This window comes from Rhodanobacter fulvus Jip2 (assembly GCF_000264315.1).
GTDB classification, from domain to species: Bacteria; Pseudomonadota; Gammaproteobacteria; order Xanthomonadales; family Rhodanobacteraceae; genus Rhodanobacter; species Rhodanobacter fulvus.
In genome coordinates this window covers 1-19,626 of the sequence record NZ_AJXU01000072.1, presented here as the reverse complement: position 1 = coordinate 19,626, position 19,626 = coordinate 1, and the positions used below count along the sequence as shown (strand labels likewise).

Genomic DNA, 19,626 nt, shown 5'->3' with positions numbered 1-19,626 from the left:
CCCCTTCTGCCCTGTCGGGCACCTTCCCCCGTTGCACGGGGGAAGGAAGGGACCAGACTCCTCGAAACAGCCAGCTTCCTTCCCCCGCAAGCGGGGGAAGGTGCCCGACAGGGCGGAAGGGGGCGCTCTTCCCCCCGACAACATCTCCGCCTAGAACGTCACCCGCAAGGTCGCCGCGTAGCGACGATCATTCACGTACCACGAGGTGACGCGGCTGCCCGCGCCGTTCTGGTCCATGATCGTGCGCTGTTCGGCGTTGTTGAGGTTGTTCACCTCCAGGCCGAGCTGCAGGTGGTCGGTGAACTTGTAGAAGATCGAGCCGTCGAGCTGGCCGAAGTCGTCGCTGTACACCGGCAGTTTCCAGTCGATGCCGCCGTCGCCGCCGTTGTAGCCGTTGGGGCCCACCGAGAGCAGGTACTTGCTGCGCCAGTTGTAGGCCAGGCGAATCTGCCATGGGCCCTTCTCGTAGAACGCGGCCACGTTGAAGGAATTCTTCGACAGCCCATCGGCAGGAAGCGTGCCGAACAACGAACCATCCGTATCACGCGGCACGGTATCCGAGCTGTTGGGTACCTTGGTCGTGCTGTCGATGTAGGTGTAATTCGCCGACATGCCAAAGCCACTGAACGCGCCGGGAAGGAAGTCGAAGAACTGGTTCCAGCCCAGTTCCACACCCTGGATCGTGGCCTTGCCGACGTTGACGGGGCGGGTGATCAGGTAGTCGTAGCTGTTGCCGTCCGCACCCGGAAAGGCCACTTGGCGGGCTTCGCGCCGGAAATAGTCCTTGACGTCCTTGTAGAAGAAATTGGCCCATGCCATGCCGCCGTGATCGGGGTCGAAATACCACTCCAGCGAGAGGTCGTATTGGTTGGCCCGCATGGGCTTCAGGTACGGGTTGTCGTACGAGCTGCCGGACAGGTCGAGCTGCGAGACCGGCAGGCTGCTGCCGTCGGTGGGTGCGGTGACGCCTTGCTTGGTGCCGGCGGTGAGCATCTGGTACGCCTGCATGTCGCCGAAGTTGGGACGGGCGACGGCCTTGGAGGCCGCCACGCGCAGGATCAGGTTGTTCGCCATTTCCCAACTCGCGTTGAGGCTGGGCAGCACGTCGGTATAGGCGTTCTCGGCGTTGATCGGCTCGGATTGGCCGCTGCCGAGATAAGGCGCATAGGCCACGTTCGGATAGATCAGGAAGCCCTTGGCCTCGTTCTCCGTACGCACCACGCGCACGCCCACGTTGCCGTCGAAGCGCCAGTCGTCCACGCCGAAATTGAGCATCGCGTACCCGGTGCGGGTGTTCTCGTGCTGGTCGTTGGTGTACTCGCCGCCCGGTTCGCGTTCGGCAAAGCCATTCTCGTAGCCGCTGCCGGGGACGTAATACGGGCTGGCCGCATCGTGGATCGCGTGGTAGCTGCCCGGATAACCCAGCGCGGTGGCCAGAACCGGGGCGTAGAACGCGCCGGGCACGCCAGCGCCGCCGCGGTAGAAATTGCGGAACTTGTCGAGGTGCACCAGGCTGGAATTGACCTTGTCGTTCAGATCCAGCGAGGGCATCTGGTCGGTGGGCACCGCCCACCACGCCATCCAGGTCTGGAATACCGGCTGCCAGTTGTAGCCGGTGTCGATATTGGTTGCCTTGCGGGTGGTGGTGCGCACGCCGGCCTTGATCGAGCGGAAGAACGTGCTGTCGAAGCTCTGCTTGATGTCGGCGCGCCAGGCAAACTCGTCGGCCCGGTTTTTCACCACGTCTTCCATGGTGAAGCCCCAGTAGTAGTTGGCGGGGTTGGTGGTGAAGTCCTGATCCACGCCGATGGATGGCACGCCGCCCAGTCCCACATCGATGTAGGGCACGTTCACGCCCAGCGCGATGGTGGAGTCCAGCGCCCGGGTATCGGCCTTGATGTACTGCAGGTCGGTGGAGAACTCGGTGTTGTCGGCGATGCGCCATTTGAAGTTGATCGCGTAATCCGTGGTCTTGGATTTGCGATGCGAGGCGCGGATGTCCGTGCCCATCGGCACGCCACCCGGCTGGGTGATGTAGCCGGACTTGAACACGTTGCCGTCGAGATCGTACGGGTGGCTGGTGTCCAGCGTCACCTGGGTCGGATCGTTGGAGACGAAGATCGCATCCTCGTTCCACAGCTCGTCGTAGCGGCTCTGGAAGACGGTGGCGGCGAGGTCCATGTCGTCGTTGGGTTTCCACTGGAAGGCCACGTAGGCGCCGTCGCGCTTGCGCTCGTACTGCAACGCGCGCCAGTCGGCGCCGCGCGGCAGCCACAGTTCGTCGCCGGTGCCGTCGCCGTCCACGTCGGTATTGGCGTTCTTGAAGAACGGCCGCACGAACAGGCCGTCGGTGCGCGTGGCCAGCTCGGAATGGGCCACATCGACCAGGATGCCGAACTCGCCGGCGTCGGTCTTCCAGCGGTTGCTGTACAGCGCCGAGGCGGAGGGTTTGTACTTCTTGACGAAATCGCCGTAGTTCTCGCTGAGCGAGAAGCTGACCTTCTGCCCCTCGAAGTCGAACGGCATGCGCGTACGCAGGTTCACCGTGCCACCCAGGCCGCCCTCGATCATCTCCGCCGTCTGGTTCTTGTAGACGTCCACGCCGCCCATCAATTCGGAGGGCACGTCCTGGAAGCTGAGGTTGCGGCCGCCGGAGGCGGAGAAGCTGTCGCGGCCGTTGAGCTCGGAGCGGACCTGGGTCAGGCCGCGCACCTGCACGCCGTTGCCTTCGGCCGAGAAATGCTCCGGATCGCCGACGGAAAGAAAGTGGTCGATGGTGACGCCGGGAATGCGCGACAGCGTCTCGGTGATGCTGCGGTCAGGCAGCGCGCCGATGTCCAGCGCGGTGACCGAATCGACGAAGGTGTCGGCATAGCGCTTGATGTCCTGCGCCCGCTCCACCGATGCACGGATGCCGGTGACGCTGACCGCGCCGAGCTCGGTGGCCTGCTTCTTTTCCTGCGCGGTCTTTTGCTGCGCGCCATCCTGCGACGTGGCTTGCGTGGTGTCCGTGGTGTCCTGCGCATGTACGGGGCCGCTGAGCACGAGGGCGATGCCCCATGCCAGAACCGTGGGTTGCAGGCCAAACCTGGTGACACGACGTGCACGATAAGCGGCCGCAGAGCGGCCAAGACGCATTGACATGAATATTCCTCCCCGGAAATTCTGATTTGATCGGTGCGTTGACACCGGTGTGCCCGCTGGAAGCAACGCCGGCGCAGCTCCCCCGCTGCGGCCGTCGTCACCTTCCCCGAGGGGTTTCCGCAACGGTCACCCTTGCGGAGTGGCGCGCGCGATCAACCAGCGGTGGCGTGGCTGCCAGTTGGCGGCAGCTTTCTGGAGGGTAGAAGCCGGGTGCCATGCCATACCAATGAAATATTGGCCATTAGCCATATTAAAAGGGAATACATCCGACCACTCAAACACCGGGCCAATGGCTACCGCTTCGGGCCTGGTAGAGCTTGTGCGACGCCGCCCGCAAGGCCTCGAGCACCCGCTCGGCGCCGGGCGAGAGCTGATGGTTGCGCCGGCGCACAATGCCGAAATACTCCATGCGCACGCCCAGGTTGATCGGCAGCACGCACATATGCCCCATCTGCAGGTAGAACTGCACCGACTCCGGCGGCAACGCGGTCAGCATGTCGCTGTTGCGCAGCAGGTGGACGATGATCGGCAGGGAACCGGTTTCCACGATGTTCTGCGGCGGCGGCTGGCCGTGTTCGAGAAACACCATGTCCAGCCGCGAACGCAGCACGCTGCCCGGCGGCGGCATGATCCAGCCGTAGGCGGCCAGGTCCGCATGGGTAACCTGCGACTGATGCGCCAGCGGATGTTCGGCCCGCGCCAGTACCGCGTGCGGCTCGTCCGCCAGCGACTCGAAATCGAGCTCGCCCGCGCCTTCCGGCCCCATGATGCGGCCCACGACGATGTCCAGTTGGCCATCCAGCAGCTTGGCCACCAGCGGGCGGCTGTAATCCATCTCCACCTTGATCAGGATGTCGGGATAGTCACGCTTGACCATCGCGATGGCCTGGGGGACCAGATTCGTACCCGGGTTCACCACTGTGCCTATCGACGCCTGGCCCATGCGGCCACTGCTCAACGCGGCGATCTCGTCCTGTGCGCGGCCGATCTCCGACAAGGCCGAACGGGCACGCCGGATCAGCACCTGGCCGTAACGCGTCGGTTCCACGCCCCGCGCGTGGCGCTCGAACAGCGGCACGCCCAGCAGGCTTTCCATCTCCGCCAGCATCTTCGACGCGGCCGGCTGGGTCATGTTGGCCGCCTCCGCAGCGCGCAGCACCGAGCGGTGTTCGTGCAGATACAGCAGCAGTGACAAGTGGCGGGTCTTCAGGCGGGTGATGCCGAGACGGCGTGCGTCAGGTTGGATCATGGTGCTCTCCAGGCGGCAACCTATGCGCGCACAGAATAGTTGATACAGAAAGCGTCACTGCGGCATATAGGTTTCCCGTCAGGACAAGCCATCACCCCGTGAGGCGCCCTGTCTGCCCGGGTCGGCGGCGGCCAGCGCCTCCATCGCCACCCGCGCATAGCGCATCGGCGACTGCCCGACATGGCGCGCGAAGGCCACGCTGAAGGTGCTGGCGGAGCTGTAGCCGACGCGCTCGGCCACGTCGGTCAACGCACCTTTCCGGCGCCGCAGCAGTTGCCTGGCCAAGGCCATGCGCCAGGCCAGCAGATAGGCCATCGGGGCGACACCGACGGTGCGGCTGAAGCGCTCGAAGAATGCCGAACGCGACAGGGCCGCCTCTTTCGCCAGCTGGGCCACCGTCCACGGACGTGCCGGGTTTTCATGCATCTGTCGTATCGCCCCGGCCAGGCGCACGTCGGCAAGGCCGCGCAGCAGGCCGGGCGATGCGGCCGTGACGGCGGCGGATCGAAGCGCTTCGATGAAGAGGACTTCCACCAGGTGGGCGAGCACGACATCGCGCGCGGGGCGCCCGGCGCGGGATTCGTCGGCAACAAGTTGCACCACGGTGGCCAGCCGGTGGTCGTCGCGCACGTGCACCAGTCGCGGCAGCAATGAAACCAGCAGGGCCGCATCCGGCGAACCGAAACTGCAGTGGCCCACCAGCAAGCGGACATCGGCCGGACCGGTCGGGACGCCGAGCCGGAATTCACCATCGGGCAAGGGCGCGGGCGGCGCGTCGATGTCTCCCGGTGCCAGCGGCTCCCGGCTGGTCATGGTGAACTGCTGTGCGGCGGGGATCAGCACGAAATCGCCCGCGCAAAGCGCGATCGGCGCGGCGCCGTCGACCGTCAAACGGCATGCCCCGTCCATCACCACGCAATAGAACGGTTGCCCGAGTTCCTCGCGATGGACACGCCAGCGACCGGCGCCCGCCACCACCTTGGAGAATCGCGCCGCCGGCTGCAGCAGCGTGACAATCTCCGCAAACGGATCGACCATGCCGGACTCCTGCGAAAGAAAAATGGATTCGCTATCGTAGCAAGTCCTGCCGCCGCCACCTATCGTTTCGACTCCGCCCACCACTACGGAGTCACCATGAAAACCATCCTGATCACCGGCTGCTCATCCGGCTTCGGCCTCGAGACCGCCCGCCATTTTCTCGACCGCGACTGGAACGTCATCGCCACCATGCGCACGCCGCGCGAGGACGTGCTGCCCCGCTCCACGCGCCTGCGTGTGTTCGCCCTCGACGTCACCGATCCGCAAAGCATTGCCACGGCGGTGGACGCGGCCGGGCCGATCGATGTGCTGGTGAACAACGCGGGTATCGGCGTGCTGAACGCGCTGGAAGGCACCAGCATGGACATCGCCAGCGCGGTCTTCGAAACGAACACCCTGGGCACCATCGCGATGACCCGGGCGGTGCTGCCGCAGTTTCGCGAACGGCAGGCGGGACGCGTCGTGAATGTCACCTCCAGCGTGACCCTGAAACCGCTGCCGCTGCTTTCCGTCTACACCGCCAGCAAGGCAGCCATCAACGCGTTCACCGAATCGCTGGCGTTGGAACTGGAGCCGTTCCATGTGCGGGTGAACCTGGTGCTGCCGGGGCGGGCGCCGGATACGGCCTTTGGCGACAACGCGCGGGCCCGGATGCAGGATGGTTTCCCCGAGCCGTACGCCGGCTTCGCGCAGCGGATCTTTGCGCAGCTGCAGCAGTCGTCCGAGATCACGCTGTCACAGGACGTGGCCGAAGCGGTGTGGCGCGCGGTGAACGACCCCTCGTGCCCGCTGCGCATTCCAGCCGGCGCGGACGCGGTGGCGGTGGCCGGGGCGCTGTAGAACCTGCCGCCACTTGCCGTGGACGATGCATGCCGACGGGAACCGGGCCTACGATACGCAAGGCTTCGCGCGAGGCGGGGAACTCACCGCCAGCGAGGCCACGCCCCTTCGGCCACCCATTGGACTATGCATGATCCGCCACCTCACCATCGCGCTCGCGCTGATTGCCGCCATGCCGGCGTTCGCCGCCGGGAAAGCCACCCCGACCGCCAGCGAATTGCTGGCCCGCTCGCAACCCACCGAATGGCGCGCGCCCGATCCGCAAAACCTGCTGTACATGCAATTGCCGCAGGGGCGCGTGGTGATCGAGCTGGCGCCGGATTTCACGCCGCTGCATGCGGCGAACATCCGCACCCTGGTGCGCGAGCATTACTTCGACGGGCTGGCGATCGTGCGGGTGCAGGACAACTTCGTCACCCAGTGGGGCGATCCCAACGATGACGACGCGGGCGACAAGAGCAAGCTGCACTCGCTGGGCAACGCGAAGGCCACGCTGCCGCCGGAATTCAGCCGCCCGATCGACCCGGCCTTGTCGTGGACGCCGTTGACCGACGGCGACGTGTACGCACCGGAAGTCGGTTTCTCCGAAGGCTTCCCGGTGGGGCGCGATCCCGCCAGCGGGCGCGAGTGGCTGATCCATTGCTACGGCATGGTGGGCGTGGCGCGCGACGTGGCACCGGAAACCGGCAGCGGCAGCTCGCTGTATGCGGTGATCGGCCAGGCACCACGCCGGCTGGATCACAACCTCGCCATAGCCGGTCGCGTCCTGCAAGGCATGCCGCTGCTTTCCGCGTTACCGCGTGGCGCCGAACCGATGGGTTTCTATACCCAGGCGGCGCAGCGCGTGCCGATCACCTCGGTGCGGCTGGCCGCCGACGTGCCCGCCGCCGAGCGCGTACCTATCGAAGTGCTGCGCACCGACGGCCCCACCTTCGCCGCCCTGATCGATGCGAAACGCCACGGCCACAACGCGTTCTATCCCACGCCCGTGGGCAAGCTGGACGTCTGCGGTATCGAGGCGCCGGTGCGCGAGGCGAAGCAGCCACGCGCCCAAGCCCATAAGGAGCTTGGCCGCTAGACCTTGTGGGAGCGACTTCAGTCGCGATGCTTTTTGCTCGAGGCCCCGAGGCAAGAGCATCGCGGCTGAAGCCGCTCCCACAGGTAGCCGCACCGAGCGATGAGCCGCAAGAAACCGAAAACCTCCCCGCTCTTCCGATTCCCGATTCACCACTCCCGATTCCCGTCTCACCGATACCCCGCCGCCTGCAACTCGAACAACTCCGCGTAATGCCCGTTCGCGGCCAGCAGATCGGCATGACTGCCGACCTCCTCGATACGACCGCCATCCAGCACGATGATGCGGTCGGCCATGCGCACGGTGGAGAAACGGTGCGAGATGATCACCGCGGTCTTGCCTTGCGACAGTTCCTTGAAGCGCTGGAACACCTCGAACTCCGAGCGCGCATCCAACGCCGCGGTAGGTTCGTCCAGGATCAGCAGCGGCGCATCGCGCATGTAGGCGCGGGCGATGGCGATCTTCTGCCACTCGCCGCCGGACAGGTCCACGCCGCTCTTGAACAGCTTGCCCAGCATCTGCTCGTAGCCGTGCGGCAGCTTGTCGATCACCTCGTCGGCCATGCTGCGATGGGCGGCTTCCGCGATGCGCGCATGATCGTCGCGCGCATCGATACGGCCCACCGCCACGTTGTCGGCGGCGCTGAGGTAATAGCGCACGAAATCCTGGAAGATCACGCCGATGTTGAGCCGCAGTTCCTCGAGGTCGTAGTCGGCCAGCGGATGGCCGTCCAGAAGAATCCGGCCCTCGTCGGGGTCGTACAGCCGTGAGAGCAGCTTCACCAGCGTGGTCTTGCCCGCGCCGTTCTCGCCCACCAGCGCCAGCACCTCGCCGGCGCGCAAGGTGAAACTGAGATGGCGCACGGCCCAGCGTTCCGCTTCCGGGTAACGGAAACCCACGTCCTCGAACACGAAGCCTTCGCGGATCGGTTGCGGGAACGGCCGCGGGTTCGGCGGCGACAGGATCTCCGGTTCGATCCGGAAAAACGAGAACAGATCGTCCAGGTACAGCGCCTGCCCCGCCACCTGCGAGAAACCGACCAGCAGGCTTTCCAGCAGGTTGCGCAATCGGCGGAACGAAGCGGACAGGAACGTGAGATCGCCCACGCTGAAGTCGCCGCTCACCGTGCGGTACGCGATGATCACGTAAGCCGCGTAATAGCCGATCGTGCCCACGGTGGTGAACAACCCGCCCCAACCCGCGCGGCGCAGCGCGATGCGCCGGTTGGCCGCATAGATCGACTGCGACAGCACGCGGTAGCGCTCGATCAGAAACGCGTTGAGGCCGAAGCTTTTGACCTCTTTCGCGTTCTGCGCGCTGGCGCCCACTTGTCGCAGGTAATCCAGCTCGCGCCGCTCCGGCGTCCACTGGTAATTCACCGCGTAGCTCTGCGCGTTGAAGTGGAACTCGCCCAGAAACGCGGGCACCAGCGCGATCAGCAGCAGTACGATCAGCCACGGCGCGTACACCAGCAGGCCCACCGCGAAACTCACGATGGTAACCATGTCCTGCGCCTGGCCCAGCAGTTGCGACAGCAGCGAACTGCGCCCCGCCACCTGGCGGCGGGCGCGGTCGAGCTTGTCCTGCAGGTCGGCGTCCTCGAAATCCTCCAGGTCGAGCGAGGCGGCGTGCTGCATCAGCTTGATGCTGGTGCTGTTGGCGTAAAGCTCGGACAGCAGCGAATCGATCATCGACACGATGCGGCCCAGAATGTCCAAACCCACCGCCAGCGCAAACTCCAGCGCCAGCAGCAGCCACAGGTGATCGAGCACGCCGCTGCTCAGCCATTCGCCGGCGTCGGCGTATGCGCCGCCAGCCGCCAGCAAGCGCACCACCTCGTCGATGATCAGCTTGCCCACGTACAGCGTGGCCACCGGCAGCAGCGCGCGCAACAACCGCAGCACGATGCTGGATGCGCTGAGCAGCCGACTGGTCTGCCAGATGCTTTTCAGGAACGGTGGCAGATTGCGCAAGGCGGCAAACCGTTCGCGCAGACTCTGCGCCGGCGGCGGCTCACCGTGCCTGCCGGGCTGCGCAGCGCCACGGCCAACCCGCCCTCCCATGCTGTACTCACGTGGCATTCGACATCCTTGATGTGGCAACCGGACGAGCATGCCACTTCATGCGAAATGGCGTGGTGCCGGCGCGAAGGCGGTTCGGAAAAAATCCCCGCCCAGGTATTGCTCAAGACATTCTTGCGATATATCGTAGAACACTCTTGATACGAATGGGAACCCGCCATGGGCCTGCACCACTTCTTCCGCGCCATGCATCATCGCCGCCACGCCGACGGGTGCGGCCACGCCGGGTACGCCGGCCACGAACGTCACGCCAGCCCCGGTTTCGGCGGACACCGCGGTGGCGGCTTCTTCGGTGGATGGGACGACATGCGCGGCGGCGGACGTCGCGGCGGTGGCGGCCGGATGTTCGGCCACGGCGATCTCAAGTTGTTGCTGCTGGCCCTGATCGAACAGCAACCGCGGCACGGCTACGAAATGATCCGCATCATCGAGGAGATGTTCCACGGCCACTACTCGCCCAGCCCCGGCGCCATCTACCCCACCCTCACCATGCTCGAAGAACTTGGCTACGCGCAGGTCGAGGAAACCACCGGCAACCGCAAGCTCTACGCCATCACCGACGAGGGCCGTGCCTTTCTCGACGAAAACCGCGCCGAAGTGGAAGCGGTGACCTCGCGTACCGAGCAGAGCGCACGCATGGCCGCCAAGATGTCCGCACCCATGACGGTGCGCAAGGCGATGCACACGCTCAAGTACGCCTTGCTGATGCGCGGCACACGCTGGGACAAGGCGGAGGCGCAGCGCGTGGCGACCATTCTGGAGAACGCCGCCAGGGACATCGCCAGCGGCGTTCCTGGCGAGTGATGGCGGCCTGCCCAGCTTCCTCGTGCACCATCCGAAAGCATCAATGCCACACACCACAAAGCGCGCCGCGATGAATCCTCCCTGAGCCCACCCACCCCGTCACCACGTAATTTTTTCACGCCTCGCGTTATTCGTTGACTTCGTGCAGACCGCGGCACATTTGCCGGCGGCGGGCGGACGGAGATGGCGATGACACGCAGCCGGAAAATCGTGGCCTGGATCGTGGGCGTGCTGCTGGCGCTGATCGTGCTGCTGATCATCGTGATCGCGCTGTTCGACTGGAACCGGTTGAAGCCGTTCATCAACGACAAGGTGAGCCAGGCAATCGGGCGGCCGTTTGCCATCAACGGCGACCTCACGGTGGAGTGGAAGCGTGAGCGCGATGGCGGCGGGATCGCCGCGTGGGTGCCGTGGCCGGAATTCACCGCGCGCGACATCACCATCGCCAACCCCGGGTGGGCCAAACAGCCGCGGTTCGCCACCTTGCAGGCATTGCGCTTCCGCTTGTCGCCGCTGCCGCTGCTGGCGCACCGCATCGACGTGCCGTGGCTGCAACTGGTGCAACCGACCGTGAACTTGCAGCGCGACAAGCCATCGCGCGCCACGTGGGACTTCACCCTGCCCCACAGCGACGCGCCATCGGCGTGGCAGTTGAACCTGGGCACGATCGGCTTCGACCGCGGCAGCGTGGCGCTGGACGACGCGGTCAGCGCGATCAAACTGAAGGTAACGATCGAACCGTTGCAGGGCGCGATTCCGTATGACCAGATCGTGGCGCAGCAGTCCAGCGCGGCCCGCGAACAGGCCGGCAAGACCGTCGGCGCCGCAGCGAAGAAGACACTGGCAAGCAGCGCGGACCAGGACGACGCCGACAACCGGATCGGCAAGCCGCGCGCCTCCACGGCCTACCTGTTTGGCTGGACAGCCACGGGGACGTACCAGGGCACTCCGATCAAAGGCCATGGCAAGACCGGCGGCGTACTGGCGCTGCAGGACGCCAGCGAGCCGTTTCCGCTGCAGGCCGACGCGCACATCGGCGACAGCCACATCGCGCTGGTAGGCACGCTGACCGATCCGATGCACCTGGGCGCGCTCGACGTGCGGCTGTGGTTCTCCGGCACCAGCATGGCCAGGCTCTATCCGCTCACCGGCATCACCCTGCCCGACACGCCGCCTTACGCTACCGAAGGCCACTTGAAGGCCACATTGAACAAAGGCAACAGCCACTACAGCTACGAGGATTTCCGCGGCCGCGTGGGCGGCAGCGACCTGGCCGGCAACCTGGTGTTCGTCACCGGCGGCGAGCGCCCCAAACTCAGCGGCGACCTGCATTCCAAACTGCTGCAGTTCGCCGACCTGGCACCGCTGGTCGGTGCCGACTCGAACGCCTCCAGGCAGCGGCGCGGCGACGCCACCGCGCAACCGGCGGACAAGCTGCTGCCGGTGGAACCGTTCCGCACCGATCGCTGGCGCGCGATGGACGCGGACGTGAAGTTCAGCGCCGAGCGCATCGTGCACGGCGAAAGCCTGCCGATCGATTCGCTGAGCACGCACCTGCAGTTGAACGATGGCCTGCTCCGGCTCAACCCGCTGCGCTTCGGCCTGGCCGGCGGCAGCGTCGGCAGCACCTTGATGCTGGATGGCAGCCAATCGCCGATGCAGGGCGCGATCGATCTCAACGCCCGCCATCTGAAACTGAAGCAACTGTTTCCCACCTTCGAACCGATGCGCACCAGCTTCGGTGAAATCAATGGCGACGCTGCGCTGAAGGCGCATGGCAATTCGGTGGCTGCGCTGCTGGGCAGCGCCGATGGCGAGCTGAAGCTGCTGATGAACGATGGCGCGATCAGCAAGACCTTGCTGGAAACGGCCGGCCTCAACGTGGGCAACATCGTCATCGGCAAGCTGTTCGGCGACAAGACGGTGCAGATCAACTGCGCCGCCACCGACATGGCGGCGAAGAACGGCGTGTTCGACATGCGGCTGTTCGTGTTCGACACCAGCGACGCGGTGATCAACGTGGACGGCACGGTGAACCTGGCCACCGAACAGCTCGACCTGGACGTGAAACCGCACACCAAGGGTTTCCGCATCCTGTCGCTGCGCTCGCCGCTCTACGTCAAGGGCACGCTGAAAAACCCGAACGTGGGCGTGCACGCAGGACCGTTGCTGGCACGCGGTGCCGGTGCGGTGGCGCTGGGCGTAGTGGCGGCGCCGGCCGCCGCGCTGCTGGCGTTGATCGCCCCCAGCCACGACGAGGAAGGCGAGAACACCTGCCGTGCCGTGCTGGAACAGCTTCGCCATTCCGGCAAGATGATGCCGTCCGCGAAGAAAGCCGCCAAACCGCAGTGACCTGTGGGAGCGACTTCAGTCGCGATGCTTCTGCTCTGGAAGCTCAAAGCAAGAGCATCGCGACTGAAGTCGCTCCCACAAGACGATGCTTCTGCTCTGGAAGCTCAAGCAAGAACATCGCGACTGAAGTTGCTCCCACAGCAGGCCCGCTACCGGATCCGGCGTTAGAATGCCGCCACCTCTCCCCGTGAAATCCCCATGCAAGCCGTCAACCGGGCCCGATTGCAGATCCATTTCTGCGTAGTGTTGTGGGGTTTCACCGCCATCCTGGGCAAGTTGATCACGCTGCCGGCGTTGCCGCTGGTGTGGTGGCGCATGCTGCTGGTGTCGGCGGCGCTGCTGCTGGTGCCGCGGGTCTGGCGCGGGCTGCGGGCGATGCCCGCGCGGCTGCGCTGGGCCTACGCCGGCATCGGCGTGCTGGTGTCGCTGCACTGGCTCACGTTCTATGCCGCGATCAAGCTGTCCAACGCGTCGGTGGGCGCCACCTGCATTGCGCTGGGGCCGGTGTTTCTGGCGTTCATCGAACCGTGGCTGGCACGGCGCCGGTTCGATCCGCGCGAATTGCTGATCGGCGTGGCGGTGGTGCCGGGCGTGGCGCTGGTGGTTGGTGGCGTGCCGCACGAGATGCGCATCGGGCTGGTGGTCGGTGTCCTGTCGGCCCTGTTCGTGGCCTTGTTCGGTTCGCTCAACAAGCGGCTGGTGGACCATGGCGACCCGCTCACGGTGACCTGCATCGAGCTGGGTACCGGCGCGGTGTTTCTTACCGCGCTGGCACCGTTGCTGCCGCATGCCGGACCGGTGTTCGTGCTGCCCGGCCTGCATGATTCGCTGTTGCTGCTGGCGCTGTCGTTCGGCTGCACCCTGCTGCCGTTTGCGCTGGCGCTGGTGGCGTTGCGGCACATGAGCGCGTTCGGCACGCAGATGGTGACGAACCTGGAGCCGGTCTACGCGATCGTGCTGGCGATCGTGCTGCTGGGCGAGCAGCGCGAACTGGACCATGGATTCTATGCGGGCGTGGTGGTGATTCTTGCCGCGGTGTTCGTGCACCCGTTGCTGCACCGGCGCCAGCGCACCACCAGGCAACCGGAGCTGTTGGCCACCACCGAGCATCACGGCATGGTGGATTGACCGGCCGAAAGGTACCGGCGCATCAACCGGACATGAACTCCGACACGCGATCCCGGCCGCGGTGCTTGGCCTGGTACAGCGCGGTATCCGCGCGACGGATCACGTCTTCGATGGAGGCCGGCTCGTCGCCGACCCACACCATGCCGATGCTCAGCGTCACCGTGAAGTGTTGCGTGCCCCAGCGATGCGGCTGGGCACTCACCGCCGACTGGATGGTGGCCATGCGCTCGATCGCCGCCCTCCGGCTGATGTTCGGCAACACCACCAGCAACTCTTCGCCGCCATAGCGGCCCACACGGTCGCCGTCGCGCAGTTGCGACTGCAGGCGCTGGGCGATCGTCAGCAAGGCGGCGTCGCCGGCCTGGTGGCCGAACGTGTCGTTGATGCGCTTGAAGTGATCGACGTCGACAAGACCCACCGCCAGTCCGGCGGCATGCCGCACGGGCGACTCCAGCCGGGCGGCGAGGTGTTCCAGGATGGCGCGGCGGTTGTGCAGCCCGGTGAGGCTGTCGTGGGTGGCCTGCTGGTAGAGCTCGGCGCGCGTGCGTTCGAGCTCGCGCTTCTCCTCGGTGAGCTCGGCCGTGCGCCCGCTCACCAGGGCTTCGAGCTGACGGTTCTGGCGCAGCAAGCGGCGCGAGTACCAACGCCAGATGATGGCCAGCAACAGCGCCAGCAGCAGCACTTCGGCCAGGTACACCCACCACATTTCCCACCACGGCCGCGGAATGTGGAAATCGACATAGGTCGACGCCGAAGTCGTCCGATGGTCGTCGTCCAGCGCCTGGATTTCCAGCCGGTAGTTGCCGGAAGACAAGCCGGTGAAATTGATGACATGCGAATGCGTGTCGACCCAGTCCGACCCGCTGAGCCGGTAACGGAAACGCAGATCGCTGCCCGGGGATCCGCCCAGCACCGCGTAGCGCACGGTCAGCGGCGCGGCATGGCCGTCCATGCTCACCTCACCGCCCGCTTCCACCGGCGCATCGCCATGCGTCACCGAGGTGACGGCGACCGTGTGCGGAGCGCGCGCGACCATCTCCTGCGGATGCAGGATGTGGCTCACGCCGACGGGCGAGCCGATCCACACCGAGCCGTCGGTGTCCTCGAAAAACGCGTTCTGGTTGGCTTCGTCCCACAGCAGGCCCTCGTCGCGCGACAGGTGGGTCCAGTAGCGGCCGTCGAAAATATCCACGCCACCGCCGCCGCCCACCCAGATCCATCCGCGCTGATCGCGACGGATGAAATACGCCAGCGTGTTGTCCAGCCAGGCGTCCACGATCGGCGCGATGTCCAGTTGTTCGCCCTGCACCGACGCACGCCAGACACCCGGCTCGTTGGCGCCCAGCCACAGGCTGCCATCGGCATCCACCGCCACGGCGCTGAACCCGGCCACCGGGGCCTTGCCACGGGTTTGCATGCGGCTCCATTGCCCGCCGGCATAGCGCAGCACGCCGGTATTGCAGGCAAACCACAGCGTGCCGTCGTCGCCCTCGGCAATGTCGGAGCATTGGCGATCGGTGGTCTGCGCCGCCGCAACGCGCTGAACGGCCGCGTCTTCGCCATCGAGGTAATAGATGCCGTTGACGGTGGCGATCCACAGACGCTGTTGCCGATCGACACGCAGCGTCTTGATGAAAGCGGGCAGCCGCGCCATCAGCCGGGTGCGGCCGCTGGCCGGGTCGAAACGCAGCAGCCGGTGATCGTACAAACCGATCCAGATACCGCCATCGGCCGCCTTGGCCAGCGACAGCGCCTGCCGCGGCAACGGATCGACGCGCACCGGCCAGGGCTGCAGCCGGGTTTTCCCGTCCTCCAGCACGCTGCCGCCCAGTTCGTTGCCGAACCACATGTGGGTGGCGTCGACACGCAGGATCGACCAGTTCGGCAGACCCTGCATGCCCTGCACATCTCCCCAGCCCTCGACCATGCCGTAGCCGGCCCAGCGCGCGATGCCCCGCCCGTAGGTGCCCAGCCAGAGACTTCCCTGCGTATCGGACATCAACGCGTTGATGTTGATGTCGGGCAGGCCGTTGCGGCTGTCGATCAGCACCCAGCCCGCGCCGCTCCAGCGTGCGAGCCCGTGATTGGTGGTGGTGAGTACGCGGCCCTGGCGGTCCTCGACGAAACGGCCATCGTCCTTGACCACGCCGGTCGCGCTCTCGGGCAGGTCGCGCGCGGTGAAACGCGTCGCCCCGGCCAGCCGCACGCTGACATGCCGCGTACCGCGCAGCCACAGGTTGCCGGCCCGATCCAGCAGCATGCCCATCCAACCATCCGCGGGCACACCCTGCCCCGGCCCGTGCAGCACGACTTGCCCATGACCGGAAGCATCGAGGCTGCACACCGCCGTGCCACAGCCCAGCCACAACCGGCCCTGCGCCAGATACGCGGTGGTGATGCGACGCAACGCCGGCAGTGCGGCAAGCTGCGCCGTGTCGAACATGGGCTGCAATTGCCAGGGCTGCCCTTGGCCATCCTGCCCTTGGCCATCGCCCGAAAGCACCATCAGCGCGTCGTTGCGCACCAGCAGCACGCGCCCGTCATCCAGCATGACCAACGGGCGTCCAACATCGACCACCAGCGGCTGGCCGTTCGGCTCGACCTTGGTGAAATGCATGCCGTCACCGCGTCGCAAACCCGACTGGGTGGCCACCCACAGCAGCTCGCGGTGCGGGTCCTGCGCCACGGTGGTGACGTATTCACCCTTGTCGAAACCCTGCGCAACGCCCATCCGCTCGAAATTGCCGCCGTTGAACCGGTACAGCCCCATTTCCGTGCCCGCCCACACGAAGCCGCGCCGATCCTGCAGCAGCGCGGTGATGGTCAGGCTTTCCAGCCCGGCCTTGCGGTCGTAGTTCTGCAACGAATACTGCTGCGCACGCAGCGGCGCGCACGCCAGCAAAAGCAGCGCGACCATCGCCAGCAACAGACAGCACCCGGACAACCTCATCAACAATCCCTTCACTTCCAGCCAAAGGCAGACGCCCCATATAAGCAGGTAACGTGCCACGCGCCGGAAACACACGTCTTCACACACGTGAAGGCACGGGGAGGATCGACCCGCGCCTCTATACTGGGCCATTCCCCGCCTGCCGTGACCACCCATGAATTACCGCCACGCCTATCACGCCGGCAACTTCGCCGATGTCCTGAAGCACACCGTGCTGCGCGCGCTGATCGAGTCGTTGCAGGCCAAACCTGCCCCGTTTTGCTACATCGATACCCATGCCGGCAGCGGCAACTACCCGCTGGAAGGCTTCGAGGCGCGCAAGACCGGTGAACACAAGGACGGCATCACGCGGCTGCACCCGGCCGAAAAAGTCCCCGCGCTGCTGCAACGCTGGCGCGCCGGCATCCTGTCGGGCGAAGGCAACGAAGACGGGCTGAAGTTCTACCCCGGCTCGCCGCTGCAGGTCGCCCGCCTGCTGCGCCCGAACGACAGCGCGCAACTGTGCGAACTACATGCCGAGGAGGCGGCCAAACTGCGCCAGTTGCTGCACCGCGACCCGCGCCTGCACGTGCACCAGCGCGATGGCTACGAGGCGCTGAAAGCCCTGCTGCCGCCGAAGGAAAAGCGCGGCCTGGTGCTGATCGACCCGCCCTACGAAGCGCAGGAGGCCGAGTACAAGCTGATCGAGCACGCGCTGAAAACCGCGTTGCAGCGCTGGCCCACCGGCATGTATGCGGTGTGGTACCCGATCAAGCTGCGCAGCCAGGTGCAGCCGTTCCTGCGCGGCCTGCAGCGCATCGGTGCGCGCCGCGTGCTGCGGGTGGAGCTGCTGGTGCACCCGGACGATTCCCCGCTGCGCCTCAACGGCTCGGGCATGGCCATCCTCAACGCGCCATGGAATCTCGACGACGTGCTGCGCGAACCGCTGCGTGCGCTGGGCAGCCTGCTGTCGCAGGATCGGCCCGCCGAAACGCGGCTGGACTGGATTCTGCAGGAAGGCGCCGAGCCACCCGCGCCCAGCCCGCTGCCCGCATCGCGCCTGGCCACGCGCGAACGCCCTCCGCGCCCGCGCTGAGCGGCCAGGCCGCACGGACATCGGTCGAGGAGCCCCTCACATCCCCCATTCCGGCTTTCGCCGGCATGACGAAGCGTTTCGAGATCCTCCTACACTCCCGCCACGCTGCACGTTGTACCGTTGTCCGCAACGCCCACGCCGTCACGCCACAGGAGTTTTCACATGCGTATCGCCGCCCGCTCCTTGCTGTTTTCCGCCCCGCTGCTGGCGCTCGCGCTGGCCGCCTGCGCCCCGGCGCCGATCTACAAGAACACCGCCAACGCCATCGTCGCCACGCCGGCCCAGGTCGCGCAGTCGCCCGAGCGCTACACCGGCAACCGCCTGATCTGGGGCGGCCGCGTGGTCGCCGTCAACAACCTCGCCGATCACAGCGAGATCGAATTGCTGGCCTACCCGCTCGATTCATCCCAGCGCCCCAAGGCCAACGACACCGGCAACGGCCGCTTCATCGCGGTAATGCCTGGCTATGTCGAACCGCTCAGTTATCCGCCAGGCGCGTTGATGACACTGAGCGGCACGCTCAACGGCAGCCGCAGCGGCAAGGTGGGCGAAGCCAGCTACGTGTTTCCGCTGGTCACCGTGAACGAATCGCACGTGTGGAGCGCGGAGGAAATGCGCAAGGGCCACAACAACGTGCATTTCGGCGTGGGCCTGGGCGTGGGCATTCGCTGATGAGGCGGGGCCGCCCGACGATTCCGTTCGGGCGGTGATCCTCGATCGACGCCACGGCACGCGCGGTTGAAAACGCCTTGAGAGCCATCGGGCAACGCTAGAATTGCCGCTCTCGCTTCCACTCCCACGCACGGATACGCATGTCAGGTCACGCCAACTCACGCAAAGCGATCTTCCTGGCGCTGGGCGCCAACTTCGCCATCTTCGTGGCCAAGCTGTTCGCCGCCTTCGTCACCGGCTCAGGCGCCATGATGGCCGAGGCCGTGCACTCGCTGGCCGACTGCGGCAACCAGGGCCTGCTGTTGCTGGGCATGCGCCAGGCCAGGCGCCCGCCATCGGACGAATTCCCGCTGGGCTGGGGCCGCGCGCTGTACTTCTGGTCATTCCTGGTCGCCATCCTGCTGTTCAGCGTGGGCGGCATGTTCTCGATCTACGAAGGCGTGCACAAACTCACCCACCCCGAGCCGTTGAACAAGCCATGGCTGGCGATGGGCGTACTGGTGTTCGGCATCATCGTCGAAGGCATCTCGATGCGCGGCTGCCTGCAGGAAGTGAACAAGGCGCGCGGCGACCAGAACCTGTGGACATGGTTCCAACAGACCCGCTCCAGCGAGCTGCTGGTGATCTTCGGCGAAGACCTGGCCGCCCTCGTCGGCCTGTGCCTGGCCGCGATCGCCGTCGGCGCCACCATGCTCACCGGCAACCTGATGTTCGACGCCGCCGGCACCATCGCCATCGGCGCCCTGCTGATCGTGGTGGCCGTGCTGGTGGCGATCGAAGTAAAAGCCCTGCTGATCGGCCAGGGCATGGAACCACGCCGCCGCGACGAGTTGCTGGCCTTCCTGAAAGCCCGCCCCGAAGTCGCCGAAGTACTCAACCTGATCACGTTGCAGATGGGCCCCGACGTGATGGTGGCGGTGAAGGCGCGCATGCACCCCACCGCCGACAACCAGCAATTCATTGCGGCGATCAATACGGTCGAGGCGGCGATGAAGGCGGAGTTCGGCGATGTGCGGTGGAGTTTTTTCGAGCCGGATAATGCGGATTGATGGGTGACGAATGAACGGCCGCGATGGCTGTTATCGGCCAAGTCCAGACATTCATCTTTTCGACTAGATCGCCACAAAGCAGTCGGTAGCAATGGGTTTGGAAGTGCACGAGGCGCGCCAATCGCGATACTTCATGGCAGCTAGCCCTTTAGGGATGCTCTGATCAATC

General features: G+C 65.9%; 13 protein-coding genes. 8 read left to right on the top strand and 5 right to left on the bottom strand.

The genetic code is table 11. The features are described 5' to 3' along the window. Nucleotides 1–150 precede the first annotated feature (150 nt). The 3 genes from UU9_RS15125 to UU9_RS15115 all read right to left on the bottom strand — a co-directional run bounded on the left by UU9_RS15125 (nucleotide 151) and on the right by UU9_RS15115 (nucleotide 5,431). The gene (locus tag UU9_RS15125) at nucleotides 151–3,144 is read right to left on the bottom strand and encodes a TonB-dependent receptor (protein ID WP_237710302.1); all 2,994 of its coding nucleotides are present in this window, start codon (nucleotides 3,142–3,144) and stop codon (nucleotides 151–153) included. Nucleotides 3,145–3,418: 274 nt separating this feature from the next. Then, nucleotides 3,419–4,393, bottom strand: a complete 975-nt coding sequence (locus UU9_RS15120) for a LysR substrate-binding domain-containing protein (protein ID WP_007082645.1) — start codon at nucleotides 4,391–4,393, stop codon at nucleotides 3,419–3,421. Nucleotides 4,394–4,471: 78 nt separating this feature from the next. After that, nucleotides 4,472–5,431, bottom strand: a complete 960-nt coding sequence (locus tag UU9_RS15115) for an AraC family transcriptional regulator (RefSeq protein ID WP_007082644.1) — start codon at nucleotides 5,429–5,431, stop codon at nucleotides 4,472–4,474. 96 nt (nucleotides 5,432–5,527) lie between these two features. On the opposite strand from UU9_RS15115, the gene UU9_RS15110 reads away from it, so the two are divergent. Together UU9_RS15110 and UU9_RS15105 are read left to right on the top strand one after the other, a co-directional pair. Continuing rightward, nucleotides 5,528–6,271, top strand: a complete 744-nt coding sequence (locus UU9_RS15110) for an SDR family oxidoreductase (protein ID WP_007082643.1) — start codon at nucleotides 5,528–5,530, stop codon at nucleotides 6,269–6,271. 130 nt (nucleotides 6,272–6,401) lie between these two features. Further along, the gene (locus UU9_RS15105; RefSeq protein ID WP_007082642.1) at nucleotides 6,402–7,349 is read left to right on the top strand and encodes a peptidylprolyl isomerase; all 948 of its coding nucleotides are present in this window, start codon (nucleotides 6,402–6,404) and stop codon (nucleotides 7,347–7,349) included. Nucleotides 7,350–7,516: 167 nt separating this feature from the next. Here the strand turns inward: UU9_RS15105 and UU9_RS15100 are convergent, their stop codons facing one another. Next, nucleotides 7,517–9,427: an ABC transporter ATP-binding protein gene (locus UU9_RS15100; protein WP_237710301.1), complete on the bottom strand. Its 1,911-nt coding sequence runs from the start codon at nucleotides 9,425–9,427 to the stop codon at nucleotides 7,517–7,519. A 159-nt stretch (nucleotides 9,428–9,586) separates the two neighbouring features. Between UU9_RS15100 and UU9_RS15095 the strand changes: the two genes are divergently transcribed. The 3 genes from UU9_RS15095 to UU9_RS15085 all read left to right on the top strand — a co-directional run bounded on the left by UU9_RS15095 (nucleotide 9,587) and on the right by UU9_RS15085 (nucleotide 13,711). Beyond that, nucleotides 9,587–10,231: a PadR family transcriptional regulator gene (locus tag UU9_RS15095; RefSeq protein WP_007082640.1), complete on the top strand. Its 645-nt coding sequence runs from the start codon at nucleotides 9,587–9,589 to the stop codon at nucleotides 10,229–10,231. A gap of 189 nt (nucleotides 10,232–10,420) precedes the next feature. Continuing rightward, entirely contained in the window at nucleotides 10,421–12,583 is a 2,163-nt protein-coding gene (locus tag UU9_RS15090) for an AsmA family protein (RefSeq protein ID WP_007082639.1), read from the top strand. Between the two features lie 198 nt (nucleotides 12,584–12,781). Then, entirely contained in the window at nucleotides 12,782–13,711 is a 930-nt protein-coding gene (locus UU9_RS15085) for a DMT family transporter (protein WP_007082638.1), read from the top strand. Between the two features lie 22 nt (nucleotides 13,712–13,733). Here the strand turns inward: UU9_RS15085 and UU9_RS15080 are convergent, their stop codons facing one another. Beyond that, the gene (locus UU9_RS15080; protein ID WP_237710300.1) at nucleotides 13,734–16,661 is read right to left on the bottom strand and encodes a ligand-binding sensor domain-containing diguanylate cyclase; all 2,928 of its coding nucleotides are present in this window, start codon (nucleotides 16,659–16,661) and stop codon (nucleotides 13,734–13,736) included. Nucleotides 16,662–16,815: 154 nt separating this feature from the next. On the opposite strand from UU9_RS15080, the gene UU9_RS15075 reads away from it, so the two are divergent. The 3 genes from UU9_RS15075 to UU9_RS15065 all read left to right on the top strand — a co-directional run bounded on the left by UU9_RS15075 (nucleotide 16,816) and on the right by UU9_RS15065 (nucleotide 19,457). After that, complete coding sequence (locus UU9_RS15075; protein WP_007082636.1) at nucleotides 16,816–17,736, top strand: 23S rRNA (adenine(2030)-N(6))-methyltransferase RlmJ; 921 nt, start codon at nucleotides 16,816–16,818, stop codon at nucleotides 17,734–17,736. Nucleotides 17,737–17,898: 162 nt separating this feature from the next. Beyond that, complete coding sequence (locus tag UU9_RS15070; RefSeq protein ID WP_007082635.1) at nucleotides 17,899–18,408, top strand: Slp family lipoprotein; 510 nt, start codon at nucleotides 17,899–17,901, stop codon at nucleotides 18,406–18,408. Nucleotides 18,409–18,548: 140 nt separating this feature from the next. Further along, the gene (locus UU9_RS15065) at nucleotides 18,549–19,457 is read left to right on the top strand and encodes a cation diffusion facilitator family transporter (protein WP_007082634.1); all 909 of its coding nucleotides are present in this window, start codon (nucleotides 18,549–18,551) and stop codon (nucleotides 19,455–19,457) included. Nucleotides 19,458–19,626 lie beyond the last annotated feature (169 nt).